Here is an 18,796-nt window from a genome sequence, read left to right on the forward strand (position 1 = left end):
GTAGAGCGCCTTTCATTGACGGACAGCCTGGCGCTGGCGACCGATGGCAAGGCGCCCTTCGCGGCGCTCGGCTATGGCACACCGCACGGCGTGGCGTGGATGCCGACCGTGAACGCGCGCGTGCTGTCGTCGCACGGTGCCATGGCCGATGTGTGGCATGTGACGGGCGCGCACATCGAGTCCGGCACCACCGGCATCGCGCGCTGGCGCACCGACGGGCAATGGCTGCTGGGCGCCATCGACCTCGACGAGGCCACGGAAAAGCAAGGCCTGGCTGAACTCGCGCACCGCGCATACCGCGATCTCTTCAAGACGCTCGACCAGGCCGGCGCACCGCACCTGCAGCGCATCTGGAACTACCTGCCGCAGATCAACGGCGACGGCGGTGGACTGGAGCGCTACCGCCAGTTCAACCTCGGCCGGCAAGAAGCGTTTCTCGAAGCCGGCCGCGCCGCCTTCGAAGGTGCTCCGGCGGCCTGCGCGCTGGGCATCCACCAGGGTGCGCTGTCGATCCGCTTCCTGGCCGGCCAGCAGGCACCGCTGCCGGTCGAAAACCCGCGGCAGGTCTCGGCCTATCGCTACCCCGAAACCTACGGCCCACGCTCGCCCACCTTCTCGCGCGCCGCGCTGTCGGACATCGGCGACGGCAACATCGCGCTGTTCATCTCCGGCACCGCGAGCATCGTCGGGCACGAGACCGTGCACCACGGCGACGTGCTGGAGCAAACCCGCGAAACGCTGCGCAACCTGCAGGCCGTGATCACGGCCGCCAACGAACGGGGCAGCGCGAAGTTTTCGCTGGCCGAGCTGGACTGCGTGGTCTACGTGAGGCATCCGGCAGACACCGAGGCCGTGCGCGACATCATCGAAAGCACGCTCGGCGCCGATGCGCCCATGGCTCGCCATGCGGTGTACCTGGAAGCCGACATCTGCCGCAGCGATCTGCTCGTCGAGATCGAGGCGCACACGGTCGCCGCCGGCCGACTGCGGGCCTGATCGGCTGCGTTTCTCGCCCGATCCGATCATTCTCCGATTCAATGACTCGCGTGCTGCGCATTCTCACGGCGATTCCGCTCGCGCTGATGCTTTACGCGTTGCTGCTGTTCCTGGGCCTGATCTCGCTGGTCTGGAACCTGGTTGCGATGCTGATCTATCCGGTCATGCCGGCGGCACCGGCGCGCGCGCTGGGCCGGGTGACGATCGCCTTTGCCTACCGCATGTTCTGGTGGCTGGCCTCCGTGACCGGGATGATGCGCATCGACGCCGCCTGCCTGGACCCGATGCGCAGCGAGCCCGGCGTGATCTTCGTCGCCAACCATCCGACGATGCTCGATGCGCTGCTGCTGGTGGCACGCCTGCCGCGCAGCGCCTGCATCATGAAGGCCGACCTGATGGGCAACATCTTTCTCGGCGCGGGCGCCCGGCTGGCGCGCTACATCAGCAACAAGTCGGCCCGCATGATGGTGCGGCTGGCCGTGACCGACCTGCGCAACGGCGGCCAACTGGTGGTGTTTCCCGAGGGCACGCGCACGGTGACACCGCCGCTCAACCCGTTTCGGCCCGGCGTGACGCTGATCGCCAAGCTGGCGCAGGCGCCGATCCAGACGGTGTTCATCGACACCGACTCGCCTTACCTCGGCAAGGGCTGGCCGCTGTGGCGGGTGCCGCCGCTGCCTATCGTCTTCACCTTGCGGCTGGGCAAGCGCTTCGCGCCGACGCAGGACAGCGATGTGCTGCAGGCCGAGCTCGAACAATACTTTCGCCAAAACATGGAACAGCGCGCCACCGACGCGTCCCCCGAATGCCAGACGCCTCGCGCACCCACCTTGTCCTGATCCCCAGCTACAACACGGGGGAACGCCTGTTCTCGACGGTTGCGGCGGCACGCGCGCAATGGAATCCGGTGTGGGTGGTGGTGGACGGCAGCGACGATGGCACGGGCGAGCGGCTGCAGCAGATGGCCGCTTCCGACCCGGGGTTGCGTGTGTGGGTGTTGCCGCAGAACCAGGGCAAGGGTTCGGCGGTGTTGCACGGGCTGCGCGTGGCAAAAGAAGCCGGCTTCACGCACGCGCTGACGATGGATTCGGATGGGCAGCATCCGGCCGATCTGATTCCTGCATTCATGAAAGCGTCGCTGGACCGCCCTGAGACGATGGTGCTTGGACGGCCGGTCTTTGATGCCAGCGCGCCGTTGTTGCGCGTGCGCGGACGGCGAGTGTCGAACGGGTGGACGCAGCTCGAGACGCTGTTTGCCGGCGTTGGTGATTCGCTCTATGGTTTTCGTGTCTACCCTGTCGCCGACCTCATCGCCGTGATGGCGCGGCAGCCCTGGATGCGGCGCTTCGACTTCGACACCGAAGCGGTGGTGCGGCTGGCCTGGCGTGGGGTCAAGCCTGTGAACATCGATGCGCCTGTGAAATACCTGACCGCTGAAGAAGGCGGGGTCTCGCACTTTCGGTATGGGCGGGACAACGTCTTGCTGACCTGGATGCACGCGCGGTTGATGGTTGAGTTTGTCTTGCGGCTGCCTTTGCTGCTGTTTCGCAAGATCACACGAGCGCCGCCGTTTCAGAACTGAGCTTGTTGGCTTCTGGCTTCGGTTGGGGGCGCCCGGTACGCGGTTCGGCGCAGTCAGCCCCGCTGTACCGGCCCTTCGGGCTTCCCTGCGGTGCTCGCGTCTCGCGGGGTCTCGCAGAACTCGCTGCGCTCAGACAGCTGCGAGCCCTGATCCGCGAAACGCTGCGCTCCTCGGCGGCCCAGAGGGGCTGACTGCGCCGAACCACATACCGGGCTCCAGGGGTGGACGTTGGCTCTGTACTTCTTTGAGGCCGTCTGCCCTCACCCCAACCCTCTCCCAGAGGGAGAGGGAGTAATACAGGGAACGGGCTCCGAAGAGGAGGGATCAACGACCGCTCTGTCCACGGCGATGGATGCTGTGCCCTTGGGCGGCCGTTGAGGCACCGCCGAGCAGCGCAGCGACGGGCGGATCAGGGCTCGCAGCTGTTTGAGCGAAGCGAGTTCTGCGAGACCCCGCCCGTCGTGAGCAGCGCAGGGAAGCCCGTAGGGCCGGTGACGTCGGCCGCCCAAGGGCACAGCACCCATCGCCGAGCCCCCGGACACCAACGACCCAGAATCTAGATCATCCCGCCGTTGATAGAGATCACCTGCCCCGTGATGTACGCGGCCTCCGAGCTCGCAAGAAAGGCTGCCAGCGCCGCCACTTCCTCGGGCGTCCCCGCCCTCTTCACAGGCACCATCTGGTTGATGACCGCTTGATCGAACACCGCATCCGCCATCGGCGAAGCAATGATCCCCGGCGCGATCGCGTTGACCGTCACCCCGCGCGACGCCACTTCGAGCGACAGCGCCTTGGTCGCGCTGTTCAGAGCGCCCTTCGCAGCCGCGTAGTTGACCTGCCCCCGGTTGCCCGCAATCGCGGCCACCGAAGAGATGTTCAGGATGCGCCCCCAGCGCGTGCGCATCATCGGCAGCAACAAGGGCTGCGTGACGCGGAAGAACCCGTTGAGCGACACGTCGATCACCTTGTGCCATTGCTCAGCGCGCATGCCCGGCAGCACCGCATCGTCGTGCACCCCTGCGTTGTTCACGAGGATCTGGATCGGGCCGCCTTCCAGCATCCGCGCGCACGCGGCTGCACAGGCTTCGTCGCTGCGCAGATCGAAGACATGGCATTCCGCCTTGCCACCCGCTGCCGTGATGGACGCCGCCAGTTTTTCGACCGACTCCGGCCGCGAGTTCGCATGCAGCAACACCGTGGCACCATCGCGCGCGAAACGCTCGGCCATCGCGGCGCCGAGTGCTCCGCTTGCGCCCGTGATCAGTGCGCGTTTTCCTTCGAGACTCATGACGGTGTTGTGCTTTCTGCCGCCAGCGGCGTGTTCAGGACCACCACGGCGCGGCCTTCGGCCAGCATGCGGCCGTCGTCGGCCTTCACCGTGAACTCATAAAGAATCTGGCGATCATCGCCTGACAGGCGCTTTGCGCGCACCTGCAACGCACCGGCGACATCGTCGAGCCGCGCCACGGCCAGCTTCACATTGCGCGCGCTCGCCAGGAAGCCGGCCGACGGCGTGCTGCCTTCGGCGGCCAACAAACCGCCATGCAGCGCCATCGCCTGCGCGGCGTATTCGATGGCATTCGGTGCCAGCAATCCGCCGGCGGTACGCAGCGGGTTGTCCGCTTGTGCGTGCGTCGTGGTGCTGCAATGGATTGCATCTGCGTCCCAGCTTTCGAGCCGCTCCAGCAGGCACATGCTGCCGCTGTGCGGAATGCGCTGCGCGATGCCCGCGCGGTCGAGCGTCTGCGGTGCCGTCATGCAGCAACGGCCTCCAGGTCGGCCACCAGCAGCACGTTGGCGAAGGGCGTGCCTTCGCTCATCGGAATGCTCTCCACACGGAAGCCGAGGCGCTGCAACAGCGCCTTCCAATCGGCCAGTGGCCGGCCCCAGGTCGGCGAGACCTTGTGGCCGCGGATGCGCGTCACCGTGCGGTCGACCCATTGGCTGATCGCAAAACCGCGCCGACTCGATGCATCGCCCACGCGCAGCAACAAACGCGCTTGCGGATTGCCGCCGCGCTTCAGCGCATCGTGCACGCGCAGCAGCACGCCCTCTTGCGCGTCGAGGTCCACGTAGTGCAGCACGTCGAGCATCACCACGAGATCACAGTCCGGCAGGGCCGCCGAGCACATGTCGGCGCACAACAGCCGGGGCGCGGGCTGCAGATGGCCGATGGACGCTTCTGCGCGGGCCACGTCCTTCGGCATCAGCTCGATGCCCGTGTAGTCGGCGGCGGCGGGCGTGGCAGACCACGACGACGGCCAGCGCCCCTTTTTCTGCATCGCGCTCATCGATGCCAGCAGGCTCGCGAACAGGCCCTGGCCACAACCGATATCGACCACGCGCCGGTGCTGCGCACCGAACAGTCCTCGTTCGAGCAACCCGCGAAACACCGGGTCGCGCCCCAGCTTGCCGCGTGCGAATTGCCAGGCGAAGGTGCCGCCCTTCTTGTAGGGGATCGTGGCAGCTTCGTGCAGCTCGTTCCATGCGGTGTCGGTCGACGACGACGGCATCACCGCGCTCATGACTTCAGTCCTTCGGGCAAGGTGACAGCGCGCAATCCATCGGCGCGCAGGCGTTCGAGCAACAAGGGCAATACCTCCAGCAAAACGGGTTTTCCTTCGGCGGTGCGCGCGGCGTTGCCGTCGTGCAGCAACAGGATGTCGCGCGCCTGCAGGTTGCGGCCCAGGCGCGCCATCACCTTGGCAGCATCGCCTTCGCGCGTATCGAAACCACGGCGCGTCCAGCTCACGAGCGACAGGCCCAGGCGGTGCAACACGGGTTCGAGAAAGGGATTGCGCAGGCCGGCCGGTGCACGAAAGCAGATCGGGCGCTGGCCTGTGACGTCGGTCAGGATGTCCTGCGCGCGAGCGATTTCCTTCGCGAAACCGTGCGGGCCCAGAAAGGAAAAGTTGTGCCGATGCTGCGCCGTGTGGTTCTGGATGCTGTGGCCTCGCGCCACGATCTCGCGCGCCAGTTCGGGGTGCGCCAGCACGCGCTCGGCGATGCAGAAGAAGGTGGCGCGCTGGCCATGCGCGTCCAGCAGGTCGAGCACCTGCGGCGTGACCTCGGGCTCCGGACCGTCGTCGATGGTGATGGCCACTTCGCGCCGTGCGGCTGCCGCCTCGGGCAGTCGCGTGACATTCGGGCCCAGCAGGCTGCTGCGGGGCGTCAATCCGGCACCGGTGATCAGCGCATGGTTCAGCACGATGGCGCCAACGGCCCAGGGCAAGGCGCCCGGCACCAGCACGCCCACGCCGATGGCGGCCACATGCCACGCCGCACTGGCGCGCATGGCCGGCGGCCAGGGCCAGGATTCGGAGGGGTTGGGCGCGGAAGACATTGCGGCGGATTTTCCCATCAGCCCTGCGTCTTCGGCGGCGCCACATGCCGCGCGAATGCGGCTGACAGCAACAGCGCCAGCAGCGCGCCCGGTGCGACCACGCGGCCGATCGACGACAGCGCCGGAATGTCCGAGATCGCGATCAGCCCGAACGACACCACCGTCGTCAGGTTGGCCAGCATCAGCGAGGCCAGCGTGTCTTCATCGGCCCGGCCCGTCGTGCGCAACTGGTCGAAGAACAGCGCGTAGTTGGAACCCACCGCAACGATCAGCAGCAGCCCCACCAGATGCAGGATGCCCAGCGCAGCCTGCATCACAGCCATGCCGCCGAGCGTGAGCATCACCGCGAACACCAGCGGCTGGCACACGGCCAGCAGCCGGCGCCACGAGCGCAGGTAGATGCCGAGCAGCACCACCACCGCCAGCGCGCCAAGCAGCACCTGCACGAAAGCCTCGTGCAGATAGCGCTGGTACAGCCCCGCGAGTTCACGGCCGACGTCGACCACCTGCACCTCGGGCAGGCCGGCCAGCGCGGCTTCGAGCCGGCCCTGGTCGAAGGTCTTGCCCGGATGCAGCACGACCAGCGTGGACCATCCGCCACCGGGGCGCTGGTACATCAGCGTGTTCACCACTGAGCCGAGCGGCCCGCCGGCCAGGTCGGCGCGCTGCACGGGCGCGAGCTTGCGCGCAGCCTCGACATCGGCCAGGAATGGCCCAAGCCGCGAGACCGGCAGCGGAAGGCCCTGCGTGGCTTCGGTCAGGTGGGTGCGCAGCGTGTCGCCATCCGGCAGGCTGGCGAGGCGCGCGGTTTGCGTGGCCACGCTGGGCAGCACACGCGTGACGGCTTCGTAGCCGACGAGTTCGCCCTTGTCCACCAGCGCATCGAGGCGCGCGGCAGCCGCTTCGGTGTGGCGCAGCGCGGCCTGCTCGTCGTCGCCATAGGCCACCACCAGCACGCCGCCGTCGCTGGCGCCGATGTCGTTGCGCAGCATTTCGTCGAGTTGCTGGGCCGCCTTGGGCACCGGGCTCATCGCGCCCAAGTCGGCGCGCCACAGATGGCCGCCCTGCCACAGCACCAGCCCCAGCGCGGCAACGCCGAGCGCGGCCAGCGGCCAGCGCAGGTGCGGCAGGCCGCGCACCAGCACACCGGTCGCCTGCGCCATGTATCGGCGCATGCCCATGCCGGTGGCGCCATCGGGCGCGAGCATCGGCAGCACATAGCGCGTGGCCAACGCGGCGGACACCAGCCCGGCGATGGAGAACACGCCCAACTGCGCCAGCCCCGGAAAGCCCGAGAACACCAGTGCCGCGAAGCCGCACACGGAAGTGAGCAACCCTAGCCGCACCGTGGGCCAATGCACCTCGCGCCAGCGCTGCCAGCCGGTGCCGGCCACGGCGGCGCCACGGGCCTGTATCAGGTAGTAGATGGCGTAGTCGACGGTCTCGCCGATCAGCGTGCTGCCAAAGCCTAGCGTCAGGCCGTGCACCGAGCCGAACACGAGGCTCACGGTTGCCGTGCCGATCACCACGCCCGTTGCCACCGGCAGGAAGGCGATGACCAGTGCGCGCGGCGAGGCGAAGGCCAGCAACAGCAGGCCGCCCATCACGATGCCGCCCACGATCGCGAGGTGGATGGCTTCGGTCTTGATCTTGTCGCGGCTCATCACCGAGAACACCGGCGGCCCGCTCAGCAGCAGCGTCGGCTTGGCCTCGCCCATGTCGCGCGTGGCGGCCTCGAAGGCGGCGTGCACCTTCGCGATGGCCACGGCCTGCGCGTCGAGGTCGCTGCCGGCGGCGCGCGTGGTCGCGATCATGAGCGCACGCGGCGCGGTGCGCGACATCCACACGCCGTCTTCGCTGCGCGGCGCGCTGGCGGGCACCAGTTCCATTGCGATGCGTTGCGTCTCGCCTGTCGGGTCCCTGTCGAGGAAAGGCTTGATGACGTTGCCGGCCGGCGTGCCGAGCATCGACAGGGTTTCGTTGATCGCGTCGCGCAGGCCGGCGGCGGTGAACTGTCCCGGCGCGACGCCGGGCGACAACTGGTAGCGGTGGTCGAACACCCAGGTGCCGGCTTCGCTCCAGTCGCCGACATCGCCGTTCTGGATCAGGTCGAAGAGCTGGCTCTCGCGCATGGCCTTGCCGACCGCGCGCGACACCGTGGCGCGCTGCTCGGCGCTGCTGCCGCCTTCGATGCCCAGCATCAGCGTGCGCGAGGCAACACCGCTTTGCAGTTGCTCGATCAGCACGCGCTGGCGAAGGTCGGGGCTCTTGGGCAGGAAGGCCGACAGGTCCGCGCCGATCTGCGTGCGGGCAATGACCACGGCGCCGCACAGCAGCACCAGCAACCACGCCATCAGCACGATCGCCCTGCGCCGCCAGCTTGGCGGGCCACCCGCCTGCTGCGTCGTCACGGCGTGGTGCGTCCCGTCGCCGGGCCGGACGGGGCCGCGTTGGCGGGCACGGCCGCAGGCGCATTCGGCGAGATGTTCATGACCGAGCGGTCACCGCCGACGAATTCCATTTCGAGCCCGAGCACATCGCTCGCGCGGCCGCTGATGCGGATGCTGCGCACCTGCGCGGCCAGCCGGCTGTCCATGGGCGTGAGGTCGAGCGTCCACTTGGTCGGCGCGCCGGTCACCGTGCTCTTGAAGTAGCGCTGCAGCGTGGCGCCGTCGCCGGTCAGCGTGCCGCGCATGGCTTCGACGAGGCCGAGCAGCTCGGGCATGCTGTCCAGCGCCAGCGTGCGATTGCGGCCGCCGCGCGACAGGGTCAGCGTGTTGCCCTCGACCGCCATGGTCTCGATGCGAGGCGACAGCGTGCGGCGCACCAGCTTGTCGGGCGCGTCGAAGCTCAGCGTGCCGCTGGCATCGAGCGGGCCTTCGAGGCCGTGCACGAAGCGTTGTTCGGTGAAGCGAGCCTCGCCGCTTTTCTGCTTGGCCAGCAGGCTCATCAGCTCGGGCAGGTCGAACGCCGCCCAGGCCGGCATGGCGCAGAACGCCAGTGCCAGCACCACGGCCCTGCAGAGCCAGTCAAGCCGAATCTTCGAGCCAGAAATCATGAAAGTTGAACCAGTTGTACGGGTAGGCGCGACACAGCGCTTCGAGGCGCGCGACATAGGCTTCGAGCGCCGCGCGGATGCGCTGCTCGCGCTCCGCGGCGCTGGACACCGGCTCGCCGAAATCGGCCAGCGGGTCGAAGCGAACATCGTAGCGCGCACCACCGCCATAAAGACCAGCCATGAAGAACACCTTGCGGCGCAGCAAGGCCGCCAGGCGGAAGGGGCCGTCGTTGAAGCTCGCGGGCTGCCCCAGGAAGGGCAGCACGATGTTGTTGCCGCGCTGATGCGCGGGCTGGTCTTCGCTGCCCGGCAGGGTGCGGTCGGCCAGCATGCCGCCCAGGCCGCCGCCGTCGAGCCAGTCGCGCAGCGCCAGCATCGAGTGCGGCCGGCCCAGCGCGATGACGTGGGGCCGCAGCTCGGGCACCGCGATGGCGTTGAGGATGGCTGTGATGCGCTGCGCGTTGTCCGGGTACATCAGCATCGCCAGGCGCAGGTTGTTGCGATGCACCTGCTGCTTGCACGCGCCCATGACTTCGAAACTGCCCACGTGGGCGCCGAGCAGGAAAGCGCCCCGCCCTTGCGCGACTTCGGCATCGATCGGCGCGTTGCCTTCGATCGTCACCTTGAACAGGTCCATGCGGCCGCGCAGGAAGTACACGCGGTCGAGCACGGTCGACGAAAAGGCGTGCAGCAGGCGGTAGCCGTCGATCCATCCGGCCTGTGGGCCGATGGCCCTGAAAAGGTAGCGCTTGATGTGCCGGCGCTGCGCGGGCGCGAAAAGCAGAAAGTAGATGCTGATCGGCGGCAGCAGCAGCCGCGTGACGTGGCGCCCGCACACCAGCGCCATCAGGCAGATGAAGCGCAGCGCCAGCATGTTGCTGCGTTCGGGCGCACGGGCCCAGTCGCCCTTCTGCGTGTTCTGCGCGCAGGCCTGGGTCGCCTGCGCGGCCTCGTTGACGGCGTTCGCCTCGGCGTCGGTGTGCTTCATCAGGCCGACTCTTGCACGGCCACCCAGCGGCCGCTGACAGCCACCACGCCGTCGCAACGCACGTCGAATCGCACGCCGCGGCCCGTCCCGGCCTCCGGAATCAGCTCGATGGAAAGCGTGCTGCCCGGCCGCACAGGCGCCAGGAACTTGGCCGCCGCGAGCGTGGGACTCGCGCCCAGCCGCGTGACGAGGGCCGGCACGCGCTGGATGGCTTCCATGACCTCGGCCAACACCAGGGCGCCCGGAAGCAGCGGCTGGCCCGGGAAATGGCCGGCAAAGACGGGGTGGTCGGCCGGCACCGCCAGCGCCATCTGCACCGGGGTGCTGTCTTCCGCGAGCTGCGCCAACGCGAATTCGCGCAGCGCCCGCACAGTGAGCTTGCCGGTGCCTTCGCGCGGGAAGGCCTTGACCTGCACCACGCGGCGCGGCGCGAACACGGGTTCGAGGCGTTGCCGCAGCGCAGCAATGATCTCGGCCGCCGAAAGCGTCGGCGCAACGACAAAGGCGACCGGACGCACCACGCCATCGGCCACTTCGTCGGGCAGCCAGAAGGCACCGTCCTCGACGCCGGGGATGCTGTTCAGGTGGTAGTTCAGGTGCGCCAATGAGCTGCGCCGGCCCGCCACGTGGATCAGGTCGTTGGCGCGGCCGAACAGCCGAAAGCGCCGTTCGTCGAGCAACTCGAGCACGTCGGCCATGGGCGTCGGCTCGGGCATGAAGTCGCCCTGGAAGATGAAGCGCTCGGGGCCGCCGGCTTCGTCCGGCTCGGCGTGGACGCGGATCTCGCCGAAGGTCTCCCAGACTTCGCTTTCGGTCGTGCGCCGCGTGGCGACCTGGCCGGACTCGGTGCTGCCGTAGATTTCGAGCAGCACGCCGCCCATGGCCTGCTCGGCCTGCAGCGCGAGCTGCGGCGACAGCGGCGCGGTGGCCGACAGGATCAGGTCGACCGGCGGCAACTCGATGCCCGACAGCAGCAATGTCTTGAGGTGGAACGGTGTGGTCACCAACGCACGCGGGCGCGGCACCGAGGCCAGCGTCTGCACCACGTCGGCCGGAAAGAACGGCCGGCCGCTCTCGAAGGCGGCGCCGCCGAGCATGGCCAGCAGCACCGACGATTCGAGCCCGTAGCTGTGCTGCACCGGCACGGTCGCGACCAGCGTCACGCCCTCCAGCGTCGGCCGTTCGAGCACCCTGCAAAGCCGCTTGACCGCCACCCTCACGTCGCCCACCAGCGTGCGCCAGGTCTTGGCATGCGGCTGCGGGACGCCGGTGGAGCCGGAGGTCAGCAGGCTGGCCGCGTGCATGGCGCCGTCGATCAGCGGCACCGAGCCGCCTGCATCGCCTTCGAGGCTGGAGCGGTCTTCGATCAGCACGCGCTGCATGCCGGGGGTCTGGAGCTTCGGATCGTCGGTGAGCGCGAAAAGACGCGAGCCACCGGATTCGAGCAGGCGGGCGAGCGTGTCGGGGCGCGCATCGGGCGGCAGCAGGCTCGCGTGGCCACGCACCAGCGCGGCCCCCAGGCTCACAGCAAAGGCATAGCGGTCGACGCAAAGATTGACCGCCGGCCCCTCGCCCGGCAACACCGGTGCGAAGCGGGCCACGTCGGCCAGGAACTGCCGTGTGCTCACAGGTACGCCGGCACGCCAGGCCAGGGGGGCATCGGGGTCGCGGTCCGCGAGCAGCGGCAGGAATTGAATGTCTGTCGTCACGCGGGCAGCGCCTGTTTCATCGGCCGCCGGTGCCGTGGTCCACCGACGATGTGCCGTAGAACGCGCGCACAGCGTCCACCAGCCGCGTGCGTTCGAATTCGGGATGCAGCCGGTAGCGCACCAGATGCTCGCCCACGAACAGCAGCCCCACCATCACCGGCGACAGCACATTGGCGAACAGCGACCAGTCTGAAAACGGCCGCGTCATGTAGATCGCAATCGACGCCAGCACCACGACGGCGAAGTAGCCCGTCCAGATGCGCGTGAGCTGCGTGGTGTAGGCCAGCATCTGGCCCTTGAGCGGGTGAACGCGCTGGGCAAACTGTGTGATCAGCGGCGTGCCGTTGCCGCGCAGCGTGGAGCCGAACCAGCCGCACAACGCGCTGTTGATGGCCACGTGTTGGAGCACATAGAGACGGTTCGGGTCGCCCGCCTCACCCAGGAACACAAGCGCAAAGCCGCCGACGCCCAGCGCGGCCATGCCGACGAAGCCCCAGCGGCCGAACCAGCTCGCGGCAAAGCCCATCGCGGCGAGCCACAAGGGACCGAGCAACACCACCACCGCCCACGGCGCCGTGGCGTGGAACAGCGTCATCCAGTGAGAGAGGCCGGCATAGGCGACTCCCACCAGCAGCAGGAGTGCCAGTCGCCATCGTGACATGGGGATCAGGAAGCGGCGCGATGCTGTGCGACGTGGGTCGCGAGCGTGCGCAGCGACTGAAAAATCTGCTGGTTGCGCTCGTCGTCCGAACGCAACTGGAAACCATAGCGGCGGGAGACTTCGAGTGCGACTTCGAGGATGTCGATCGAGTCGAGTCCAAGGCCCTCGCCGTACAGCGGATCGGTCGGCACGATGTCCTCGGGGGCAACCTCAAGGTTCAAGGCGTTCACCAGCAGCACAGCCAGTTCTTTTTCGATCGGCGACTGTTCTGACGCGTCGCCAGTGGCGGGAAGGGGGGGCTGAGCAGTCGATGACAAAAAAACCTCCTGATACTTTTTTCCGGAACTACCGATGGAACTAGCGTGCCGGCCGTGGATTATAGGAGTGCCGCTTGATTAGACTGCCCGTTTCGACACGACCCGGAGCGCCCATGGCCGACCCCCTTCTGATCGCACGCCACGACACCATCGAGTGCACCCTCCTGCCCGCACTGGCCAACCGCCACGGCCTGATCACCGGGGCCACCGGCACCGGCAAGACCGTCACGCTGCAGACGATGGCCGAGAAGCTGTCCAGCATCGGCGTGCCGGTGTTCATGGCCGACGTGAAGGGCGACCTCACCGGCATCAGCCAGAAAGGCGCCATCGGCGCCAAGCTGGCCGCCACGCTCAAGGAACGCGGCATCGAGGTGCCCGAGCCCTCCGCCTGCCCCGTCACGCTGTGGGACGTGTTCGGCGAACAGGGCCACCCGGTGCGCGCCACCATTTCCGACATGGGCCCGCTGTTGCTGGGCCGCATGCTCGACGTGAACGAAACGCAAGCCGGCGTGCTGAACCTGGTGTTCAAGATCGCCGACGACAACGGCCTGCTGCTGCTCGACCTGAAAGACCTGCGCGCCATGCTGCAGTACGTGGGCGAAAACAGCAGCCAGTTCACCACCCAGTACGGCAACATCAGCGCCGCCAGCGTGGGCGCCATCCAGCGCGGCCTGCTGCAGATCGAGACCCAGGGCGGCGACAAGTTCTTCGGCGAGCCGATGCTCAACATCGCCGATTTCATGCAGACCGTGGGCGGCAAGGGTGTCATCAACATCCTGGCGGCCGACAAGCTCATGAACTCGCCGCGCCTGTACGCGACCTTCCTGCTGTGGATGCTGTCGGAGCTGTTCGAGCAACTGCCCGAAATCGGCGACCCCGAGCAGCCCAAGCTGGCTTTCTTCTTCGACGAGGCCCACCTGCTGTTCAACGAGGCACCCAAGGCGCTGGTGGAACGCATCGAGCTGGTCGTGCGGCTGGTGCGTTCCAAGGGCGTGGGCGTCTATTTCGTGACGCAGAACCCGCTGGACATTCCCGATACCGTGCTGGCCCAACTGGGCAACCGCGTGCAGCACGCGCTGCGCGCCTTCACCCCGCGCGACCAGAAGGCCGTGAAGGCCGCCGCCAGCACGATGCGCCAAAAGCCCGGCCTCGACATCGAGACCGCCATCACCGAACTCGCGGTCGGCGAAGCGCTGGTGAGCTTCCTGGACGACAAGGGCCGCCCGAGCGTGACCGAGCGCGTGTTCGTGCTGCCGCCGGGCAGCCAGCTCGGCCCGATCACGCCCGACCAGCGCAAGGCGCTGATCGCCAATTCGCTGGTGGCCGGCGTCTACGAAAAGACGGTGGACCGCGAATCGGCCTACGAAAAGCTCAAGGGCCGCGCCGAAAGCTCGCCCGATGCGCCCGTGGTCGCGCCGGGAGGCAAGGCTGCGACAGAAACATCGGGCTCCGGCGTGGGCGGCATGCTCAACGACATGATCTTCGGCAGCACCGGGCCGCGCGGCGGCAAACGCGATGGCCTCGTGCAGACCATGGCCAAGTCGGCGGTGCGCACCATGGGCACCTCGGTCGGCAAGGAGATCCTGCGCGGCGTGCTCGGCGGGATCTTCGGCAGCAAGAAGCGCTGAAGCCGGCCACCACCACCTGCGCACCAGAGCCCCGCATGTCCACCAGCAAGCTGTCGGACAACGAGGTCCACCAGTTCTGGGAGCGCTGCATCTGGCCGCGCGTGCTCACGCAAAGCGAGCGCGAGGTGGTCTACAAGGCGCTCTTCACCCGCGAGCACGGCCCGGGTGAATTCGTCTGCCAGCGCAACGAGATCGCCGACAGCTGGATCGGCGTGATCCGCGGCTTTCTCCGCGTGCAGGACACCTCGGCCGACGGCAAGCCCGTGATGTTCACCGGCGTGGCCACCGGCGGCTGGATCGGCGAAGGCTCGCTGCTGAAGGTCGAGCAGCGCAAGTACGAGATTGCCGCCACCCGCCCCACCACCACGCTGCACCTGCCGCGCGACACCTTCGCGTGGTTGCTGGACCGCAGCGTCCCCTTCAACCACTTCATGCTGTCGCACCTGAACGAGCGGCTGAGCCAGTTCATCGCGACGGTGAAGTTCGACCGGCTGCTGGAGCCCACCGCCCGCGTGGCGCGCGGCATCGCGAGCCTGTTCCATCCGGTGCTCTATCCGAACACCGACGCCACGCTGCAGATCAGCCAGGAAGAAATCGGCTGGATGGTCGGCGTGTCGCGCCAGCGGGTGAACGCGGCGCTGCACGAACTCGAAGCGGCCCAGCTCATCAAGACGGGCTACGGCTACATCAACGTGCTCGACAGGCAGCGCCTGTCGAGGTTTCCGAACAACCAGCCCGGTTGAGGGCTGCCGAACTCAGAACGTCAGAAGGTCAGAACGCCACGGACACCGGCGCGGCCGGCATGTCCTGCCCGCCGGGGCCGTTGCGGAAGGTGGTCGGCGTCCACGGCACCTGCCCCACGCCCGGCTTGCTCCAGTCGCACACGCCATCGGGAAACGTCGCCTGCAGGCGAACCTGCTGGCCGCCCGTGAAGCCGATGCCCGCGTAGTCGGCCGATGCGAAGTTGATGGGCTTGAGCTGGCACTTGAACACGTCTTCCGACAGCGGACCGCCCGACACGATGCGCACCGACTCGTAGGGCTTCACCGGGCACGCGGCGCTGTTGAAACCGATGTCCACCAGCTCGGCATTGGTCATGCCCGCGGTCGCGAGGCAAAGATCGACCGCGTCGGAGGGCTTGTTCTTCACGACCTTCTTTTCCTTCGCATCGCCCGAGGTGTCGGCCTCCATGGCGCTCAGCCAGCGGTCCATCATCAGGAAGGCCTGCTTCGTGAGCGCGACACCGGTGCCGGCCGCGCTCGCCAGCACCACGTGGTTGTCGTGTCCGCCGTTGCCTGCATCGAGCCGCGCGCGCTGCTCGAAGGTGCGCCAGGCCATGTGGATGTCGGCGCCCAGTTCGGGCCGCAGGTCGATGATCGGCACCTTCGCGAGGTTCTTCGCGTAGCTCACAAGACCGCTGCGGTAGAGCGCGGTCATGGCGCTGGTCTGCGCCCGCGCGCGCACAGCGGGAATGACGGCCTTGTCGCCCGACCAGATCATGTCCGCATCCCAACTGCCGATGCCTTCGTTGAGCGCGACGAACTCCTCGGGCGTGATGGCGCCGGAGCGCAAGGCCTTCAGCCCGTACTGCACGCCCGCGTTGTCGTAAGGCAGGTTGGGCACGGTGTTGCCGTTCAGCTCGGTGGTGCCGAGGATCGCGGTCATCACGTCGTGGATGGTGCAGCGCACGCCGTTGGGCCGCAGCACCGGGTCGTACACCAACGCCGCCGGAAAGCCCGGGCCGCAGTTGGGGGCCTGCACCGGGCTCTGCGGCGCGAGGAAGGAATAGACCCACATGGTGCAGTAGTCGGCCGTCGGATGGCCCTCGATGGCCGCCCGCGCCGCCGGCGAAAGGCCCGTGCCCGGACCGGTGGCGTAGTAGCGCCAGAGGTTGCCGCAGTCGCGCGTCTCGATCCAGGTCGTGACCGCATCGGGGTAGCTGTAGCCGGTCTGCAAGCCATCGAGCAGGCCCGGCATCACCGAGGCCGGCACCGTCTGCATCATCGAGCCGCCCGAGCCGCCGTCGGACATGGTGAAGCGGATCTCGCCGTAGGTGTCGACGATGTGCTCCTTGACCATCATGATGTTCTCGGCCGCCAGGAACTCGTTGTTGTTGTCGTTGTGGTTCGTGAGTTGCGAATTGACGGTCATGAAGCCGGCGCGCAGCGCGTTGTCGTCGAACAGGGCCGTGCCCGGGCTCTGCTGGAAGCGGTTGCCCGAGGCCGAGGCGCCCATCTTCCAGAGCACCTTGCCGTTCCAGCCCTTCTGCGGCTCCCACGGCGTCCAGGGCTTGGCGGGGTCGAAGTACACCGCCACCTGGTATTCGCTGCGGCCCATCGTGCCCAGCTCCACGCGCAGCAGGGCCTTTACGGTGTCGCCGCGGTCGGTGGTGAAGTTCGCGATGTCGGCATCCTTCGGGCGCTTGGCCGGGTCGTACTGCACGAAGCAGGCGTAGGGGCCGAAGGGCTGCTGGCCGCAGTCGGTGCCCTCCTTGGCCTTGGGCTGGTAGTAGTAGGTGTAGACGGTGGGCGCATTGCAGTCGGCATCGACCGGATCGGCATCGAGCCCGCTCACCCGCGTCGTCACGGAGGCCGAGAGGCCGGTGCCAGGCACCGTCACGCTGGCGACCGAGCCGGCCTTCGTCGCGCAGATCCACGGCTGGACCGGCGTGCCCGCGAAGATGTTGCCGCCGCGGCCGAAGTTCTCGATGGCGAGCTTCGCGCCGGTCTTCGTCGACCTGAGCGTGGCGGTGAGCGTGTTGCTGCCCACGCGAAGCCCGGTCACGGTGCCGAGCACGCGGCCGTTGGCGCGCAGGGCGAAGGCGGAAGACACGTCCTTGCCGTCCAGGTCCACGGCGAGGTCGAGTGCGCTCTTGCCCTCGGGCAGCACGATCTCGATGTAGGCATCGCCGTCGCTGATCATGTCGGCGCGGTTCGACAGCGTGCGGATCTTCAGCTCGCCGGTTGCCGACACCGGAGGGCCGTCAGGCGGATTGTTCGCGGGCGGTGTGTTGCCCGATGGCGCAACGATCGGCAGGAAGCCGCTGCCACCGCCCCCGTCTCCGCCGCAGTTGATGAGGAAAGCCAAAACACACAGGCCCAGTACCCTGAGCCCTGCTCGATAGATGTCTCGCATCGTGTCTCCTTCGTTATTTGAGGAAAAAGGCGACGCGATTCCACTACTTTCGTTTTCTGCGGACTGTTATGGGAACGACATTTCAGGCCCGACTAGGGTTTGTCCCACACAGGGACATCGGGGCCCTACCAGCGCAGCAGGCGCGGGCCCAGCGCGGCGCCGACCAGCACCGGCACCGCGATCCCGCTCACGTACCAGACCGCCAGGAACGGCGCGGTGAGCTCCATGCAATGCAGCGCGTAGACAGCCGCGCCGACACCGCCGGCGAGCGCTCCCGCCGCTGCGCCCGCCAGTGCGGGCTGCGTGGGCGCGAGCCCCTTGAGCGCCACCAGCGTGGCCACGAAAACCGGCAGCGCCATCAGCCCGATGCTCGCCGCGCAGATGCGCCACGACTGCCCCATGAGCGAGGGCATCTGGTCCTCGGCCGGCATGGTGAACCATGCGACGACGGCCAGCGCCCAGACCCCCAGCACCGGCAGCACAGCACCGACCCATGCGCGCCGCACCGCGACGCCCGGCCGCGCGAGCCGCTGCACCATCACGAAACCGGCCGCCGCGATGCACAGCGGAAACAGCACCTTGACCCAGAACATCGGCCAGAACATGGCCTGCACCAGGTCGCGCCGCAGCCCGTATTCGACGAAGAGGATCACGAACGACAGCGGCAGCCCGGCCAGCACCGCCAGCCCGATGCGCCCGCTCGCGCCGCGCCGCCGCACCGCCACGTCGCCGGTGGCCAGCATCGCCACGAGGTCGTCGGTCTTCATGCGGCACCGCCCCAGCTGTTGCCGAACCTGGCGGCCAGGGCCTTCAGCCCCCGGTGGATGCCGACCTTGACCGCCGATTCCGACATGCCCGTCAGGCTCGCCGTCTCGGCCACCGACAGGCCTTCGATCTTCACGTGCACGATGGGCAGGCGCTGGCGCTCGGGCAGGCTGTCGAGCAAGCCGCCCAGGTCGCGCCTGGCGTCGCTGGCCTCGGTGGCCGACTCGGCGAACACGGCCAGGTCGTCGTCCAGCGGGTCATGCAGGTCTTCGCGGACCGACTTGGCGCGCAGCAGGTCGATCATCTTGTAGCGCGCAATCGCATGCACCCAGGCCGTCAACGGCTGGTCGCTCTGGTAGGTGTGGCGCTGGTTGTGCATGGCGAGCAGGCATTCCTGGACAAGGTCTTCCACTTCATCGGGCCAGCCAAAGAGGCGCTTGCCCAGAAAGGCGCGCAGGTGCGCGCTGAGTTTCTGCAGGAAGTCGCGGTAGGCACCGGCGTCGCCGTCGAGGCCACGAAGGAACAGGCTCCGCAGCGCCGCTTCCGCGTCGCCCATCTGCTGCATCCTGCTGCCTACGGTGTTTCGTGCCATCTCGCCGGCCGGTTACAGCCTT

The 18,796-nt window shown here is 68.0% G+C and carries 18 protein-coding genes; 5 read left to right on the forward strand and 13 right to left on the reverse strand.

What is annotated here, in order from left to right; translation table 11 throughout:
- Positions 1 to 15 precede the first annotated feature (15 nt).
- Genes ACSFB7_RS12045 through ACSFB7_RS12055 form a run of 3 tightly spaced genes read left to right on the forward strand, consistent with a single transcriptional unit; the run spans position 16 to position 2,578 of the window.
- Positions 16 to 996: a chorismate transformation FkbO/Hyg5 family protein gene (locus ACSFB7_RS12045; RefSeq protein ID WP_435470321.1), complete on the forward strand. Its 981-nt coding sequence runs from the start codon at positions 16 to 18 to the stop codon at positions 994 to 996.
- A gap of 41 nt (positions 997 to 1,037) precedes the next feature.
- The gene (locus ACSFB7_RS12050) at positions 1,038 to 1,835 is read left to right on the forward strand and encodes a lysophospholipid acyltransferase family protein (protein ID WP_435470323.1); all 798 of its coding nucleotides are present in this window, start codon (positions 1,038 to 1,040) and stop codon (positions 1,833 to 1,835) included.
- The gene (locus ACSFB7_RS12055; RefSeq protein ID WP_435470326.1) at positions 1,802 to 2,578 is read left to right on the forward strand and encodes a glycosyltransferase family 2 protein; all 777 of its coding nucleotides are present in this window, start codon (positions 1,802 to 1,804) and stop codon (positions 2,576 to 2,578) included. Before ACSFB7_RS12050 ends, ACSFB7_RS12055 begins: the two co-directional genes overlap by 34 nt.
- A gap of 556 nt (positions 2,579 to 3,134) precedes the next feature.
- Here ACSFB7_RS12055 and fabG read toward each other — a convergent pair.
- The 10 genes from fabG to ACSFB7_RS12105 are packed head-to-tail and all read right to left on the reverse strand — an operon-like array spanning position 3,135 to position 12,654.
- Positions 3,135 to 3,866, reverse strand: coding sequence for a 3-oxoacyl-ACP reductase FabG (gene fabG / locus ACSFB7_RS12060; protein ID WP_435470328.1), 732 nt, complete (start codon positions 3,864 to 3,866; stop codon positions 3,135 to 3,137).
- Complete coding sequence (locus tag ACSFB7_RS12065; protein WP_435470330.1) at positions 3,863 to 4,336, reverse strand: hotdog family protein; 474 nt, start codon at positions 4,334 to 4,336, stop codon at positions 3,863 to 3,865. Before ACSFB7_RS12065 ends, fabG begins: the two co-directional genes overlap by 4 nt.
- Positions 4,333 to 5,103: a class I SAM-dependent methyltransferase gene (locus ACSFB7_RS12070; protein WP_435470332.1), complete on the reverse strand. Its 771-nt coding sequence runs from the start codon at positions 5,101 to 5,103 to the stop codon at positions 4,333 to 4,335. The genes ACSFB7_RS12065 and ACSFB7_RS12070 overlap by 4 nt, the downstream gene beginning before the upstream one ends.
- On the reverse strand, positions 5,100 to 5,939 hold the full coding sequence (locus tag ACSFB7_RS12075; protein ID WP_435470334.1) for a polysaccharide deacetylase family protein: 840 nt from the start codon (positions 5,937 to 5,939) through the stop codon (positions 5,100 to 5,102). Before ACSFB7_RS12075 ends, ACSFB7_RS12070 begins: the two co-directional genes overlap by 4 nt.
- Positions 5,939 to 8,275, reverse strand: coding sequence for an MMPL family transporter (locus ACSFB7_RS12080; protein ID WP_435471032.1), 2,337 nt, complete (start codon positions 8,273 to 8,275; stop codon positions 5,939 to 5,941). The genes ACSFB7_RS12075 and ACSFB7_RS12080 overlap by 1 nt, the downstream gene beginning before the upstream one ends.
- 53 nt (positions 8,276 to 8,328) lie before the next feature.
- Positions 8,329 to 8,979: a LolA-related protein gene (locus tag ACSFB7_RS12085; RefSeq protein WP_435470336.1), complete on the reverse strand. Its 651-nt coding sequence runs from the start codon at positions 8,977 to 8,979 to the stop codon at positions 8,329 to 8,331.
- The gene (locus tag ACSFB7_RS12090) at positions 8,951 to 9,967 is read right to left on the reverse strand and encodes an acyl-CoA synthetase (RefSeq protein WP_435470338.1); all 1,017 of its coding nucleotides are present in this window, start codon (positions 9,965 to 9,967) and stop codon (positions 8,951 to 8,953) included. The genes ACSFB7_RS12085 and ACSFB7_RS12090 overlap by 29 nt, the downstream gene beginning before the upstream one ends.
- Positions 9,967 to 11,676: an ApeI family dehydratase gene (locus tag ACSFB7_RS12095; RefSeq protein WP_435470340.1), complete on the reverse strand. Its 1,710-nt coding sequence runs from the start codon at positions 11,674 to 11,676 to the stop codon at positions 9,967 to 9,969. Before ACSFB7_RS12095 ends, ACSFB7_RS12090 begins: the two co-directional genes overlap by 1 nt.
- 16 nt (positions 11,677 to 11,692) lie before the next feature.
- Complete coding sequence (locus ACSFB7_RS12100; RefSeq protein WP_435470342.1) at positions 11,693 to 12,337, reverse strand: COG4648 family protein; 645 nt, start codon at positions 12,335 to 12,337, stop codon at positions 11,693 to 11,695.
- A 5-nt stretch (positions 12,338 to 12,342) separates the two neighbouring features.
- Positions 12,343 to 12,654 carry a phosphopantetheine-binding protein gene (locus ACSFB7_RS12105; RefSeq protein WP_187110524.1) on the reverse strand — a complete coding sequence of 104 codons (312 nt, stop codon included), beginning with the start codon at positions 12,652 to 12,654 and terminating at the stop codon, positions 12,343 to 12,345.
- Positions 12,655 to 12,767: 113 nt separating this feature from the next.
- Between ACSFB7_RS12105 and ACSFB7_RS12110 the strand changes: the two genes are divergently transcribed.
- Together ACSFB7_RS12110 and ACSFB7_RS12115 are read left to right on the forward strand one after the other, a co-directional pair.
- A complete protein-coding gene (locus ACSFB7_RS12110) occupies positions 12,768 to 14,282 on the forward strand; it encodes a helicase HerA-like domain-containing protein (RefSeq protein WP_435470344.1) in 1,515 nt (504 codons plus the stop codon).
- Positions 14,283 to 14,317: 35 nt separating this feature from the next.
- Positions 14,318 to 15,025: a Crp/Fnr family transcriptional regulator gene (locus ACSFB7_RS12115; RefSeq protein ID WP_435470346.1), complete on the forward strand. Its 708-nt coding sequence runs from the start codon at positions 14,318 to 14,320 to the stop codon at positions 15,023 to 15,025.
- A gap of 28 nt (positions 15,026 to 15,053) precedes the next feature.
- On the opposite strand, the gene ACSFB7_RS12120 is transcribed toward ACSFB7_RS12115, so the two are convergent.
- The 3 genes from ACSFB7_RS12120 to ACSFB7_RS12130 form a co-directional block, all read right to left on the reverse strand.
- Positions 15,054 to 17,417, reverse strand: a complete 2,364-nt coding sequence (locus tag ACSFB7_RS12120) for a DUF6351 family protein (protein ID WP_435470348.1) — start codon at positions 17,415 to 17,417, stop codon at positions 15,054 to 15,056.
- Positions 17,418 to 17,542: 125 nt separating this feature from the next.
- Positions 17,543 to 18,184 carry an NrsF family protein gene (locus tag ACSFB7_RS12125; RefSeq protein ID WP_435470350.1) on the reverse strand — a complete coding sequence of 214 codons (642 nt, stop codon included), beginning with the start codon at positions 18,182 to 18,184 and terminating at the stop codon, positions 17,543 to 17,545.
- Positions 18,181 to 18,774, reverse strand: coding sequence for a sigma-70 family RNA polymerase sigma factor (locus ACSFB7_RS12130; protein ID WP_435470352.1), 594 nt, complete (start codon positions 18,772 to 18,774; stop codon positions 18,181 to 18,183). The genes ACSFB7_RS12125 and ACSFB7_RS12130 overlap by 4 nt, the downstream gene beginning before the upstream one ends.
- Positions 18,775 to 18,796 lie beyond the last annotated feature (22 nt).

It is taken from the genome of Variovorax raffinosi, from assembly GCF_051216615.1.
Taxonomy (GTDB): domain Bacteria; phylum Pseudomonadota; class Gammaproteobacteria; order Burkholderiales; family Burkholderiaceae_C; genus Variovorax.

Coding starts and splice junctions, on each gene's coding strand:
- ACSFB7_RS12085 (WP_435470336.1), bottom strand. CDS start 8,979: ATGATTTCTGGCTCGAAGATTCGGCTTGACTGGCTCTGCAGGGCCGTG.
- ACSFB7_RS12130 (WP_435470352.1), bottom strand. CDS start 18,774: ATGGCACGAAACACCGTAGGCAGCAGGATGCAGCAGATGGGCGACGCG.
- fabG (WP_435470328.1), bottom strand. CDS start 3,866: ATGAGTCTCGAAGGAAAACGCGCACTGATCACGGGCGCAAGCGGAGCA.
- ACSFB7_RS12115 (WP_435470346.1), top strand. CDS start 14,318: ATGTCCACCAGCAAGCTGTCGGACAACGAGGTCCACCAGTTCTGGGAG.
- ACSFB7_RS12090 (WP_435470338.1), bottom strand. CDS start 9,967: ATGAAGCACACCGACGCCGAGGCGAACGCCGTCAACGAGGCCGCGCAG.
- ACSFB7_RS12070 (WP_435470332.1), bottom strand. CDS start 5,103: ATGAGCGCGGTGATGCCGTCGTCGTCGACCGACACCGCATGGAACGAG.
- ACSFB7_RS12055 (WP_435470326.1), top strand. CDS start 1,802: ATGCCAGACGCCTCGCGCACCCACCTTGTCCTGATCCCCAGCTACAAC.
- ACSFB7_RS12110 (WP_435470344.1), top strand. CDS start 12,768: ATGGCCGACCCCCTTCTGATCGCACGCCACGACACCATCGAGTGCACC.
- ACSFB7_RS12050 (WP_435470323.1), top strand. CDS start 1,038: ATGACTCGCGTGCTGCGCATTCTCACGGCGATTCCGCTCGCGCTGATG.
- ACSFB7_RS12125 (WP_435470350.1), bottom strand. CDS start 18,184: ATGAAGACCGACGACCTCGTGGCGATGCTGGCCACCGGCGACGTGGCG.
- ACSFB7_RS12080 (WP_435471032.1), bottom strand. CDS start 8,275: ATGGCGTGGTTGCTGGTGCTGCTGTGCGGCGCCGTGGTCATTGCCCGC.
- ACSFB7_RS12100 (WP_435470342.1), bottom strand. CDS start 12,337: ATGTCACGATGGCGACTGGCACTCCTGCTGCTGGTGGGAGTCGCCTAT.
- ACSFB7_RS12065 (WP_435470330.1), bottom strand. CDS start 4,336: ATGACGGCACCGCAGACGCTCGACCGCGCGGGCATCGCGCAGCGCATT.
- ACSFB7_RS12075 (WP_435470334.1), bottom strand. CDS start 5,939: ATGGGAAAATCCGCCGCAATGTCTTCCGCGCCCAACCCCTCCGAATCC.
- ACSFB7_RS12120 (WP_435470348.1), bottom strand. CDS start 17,417: ATGCGAGACATCTATCGAGCAGGGCTCAGGGTACTGGGCCTGTGTGTT.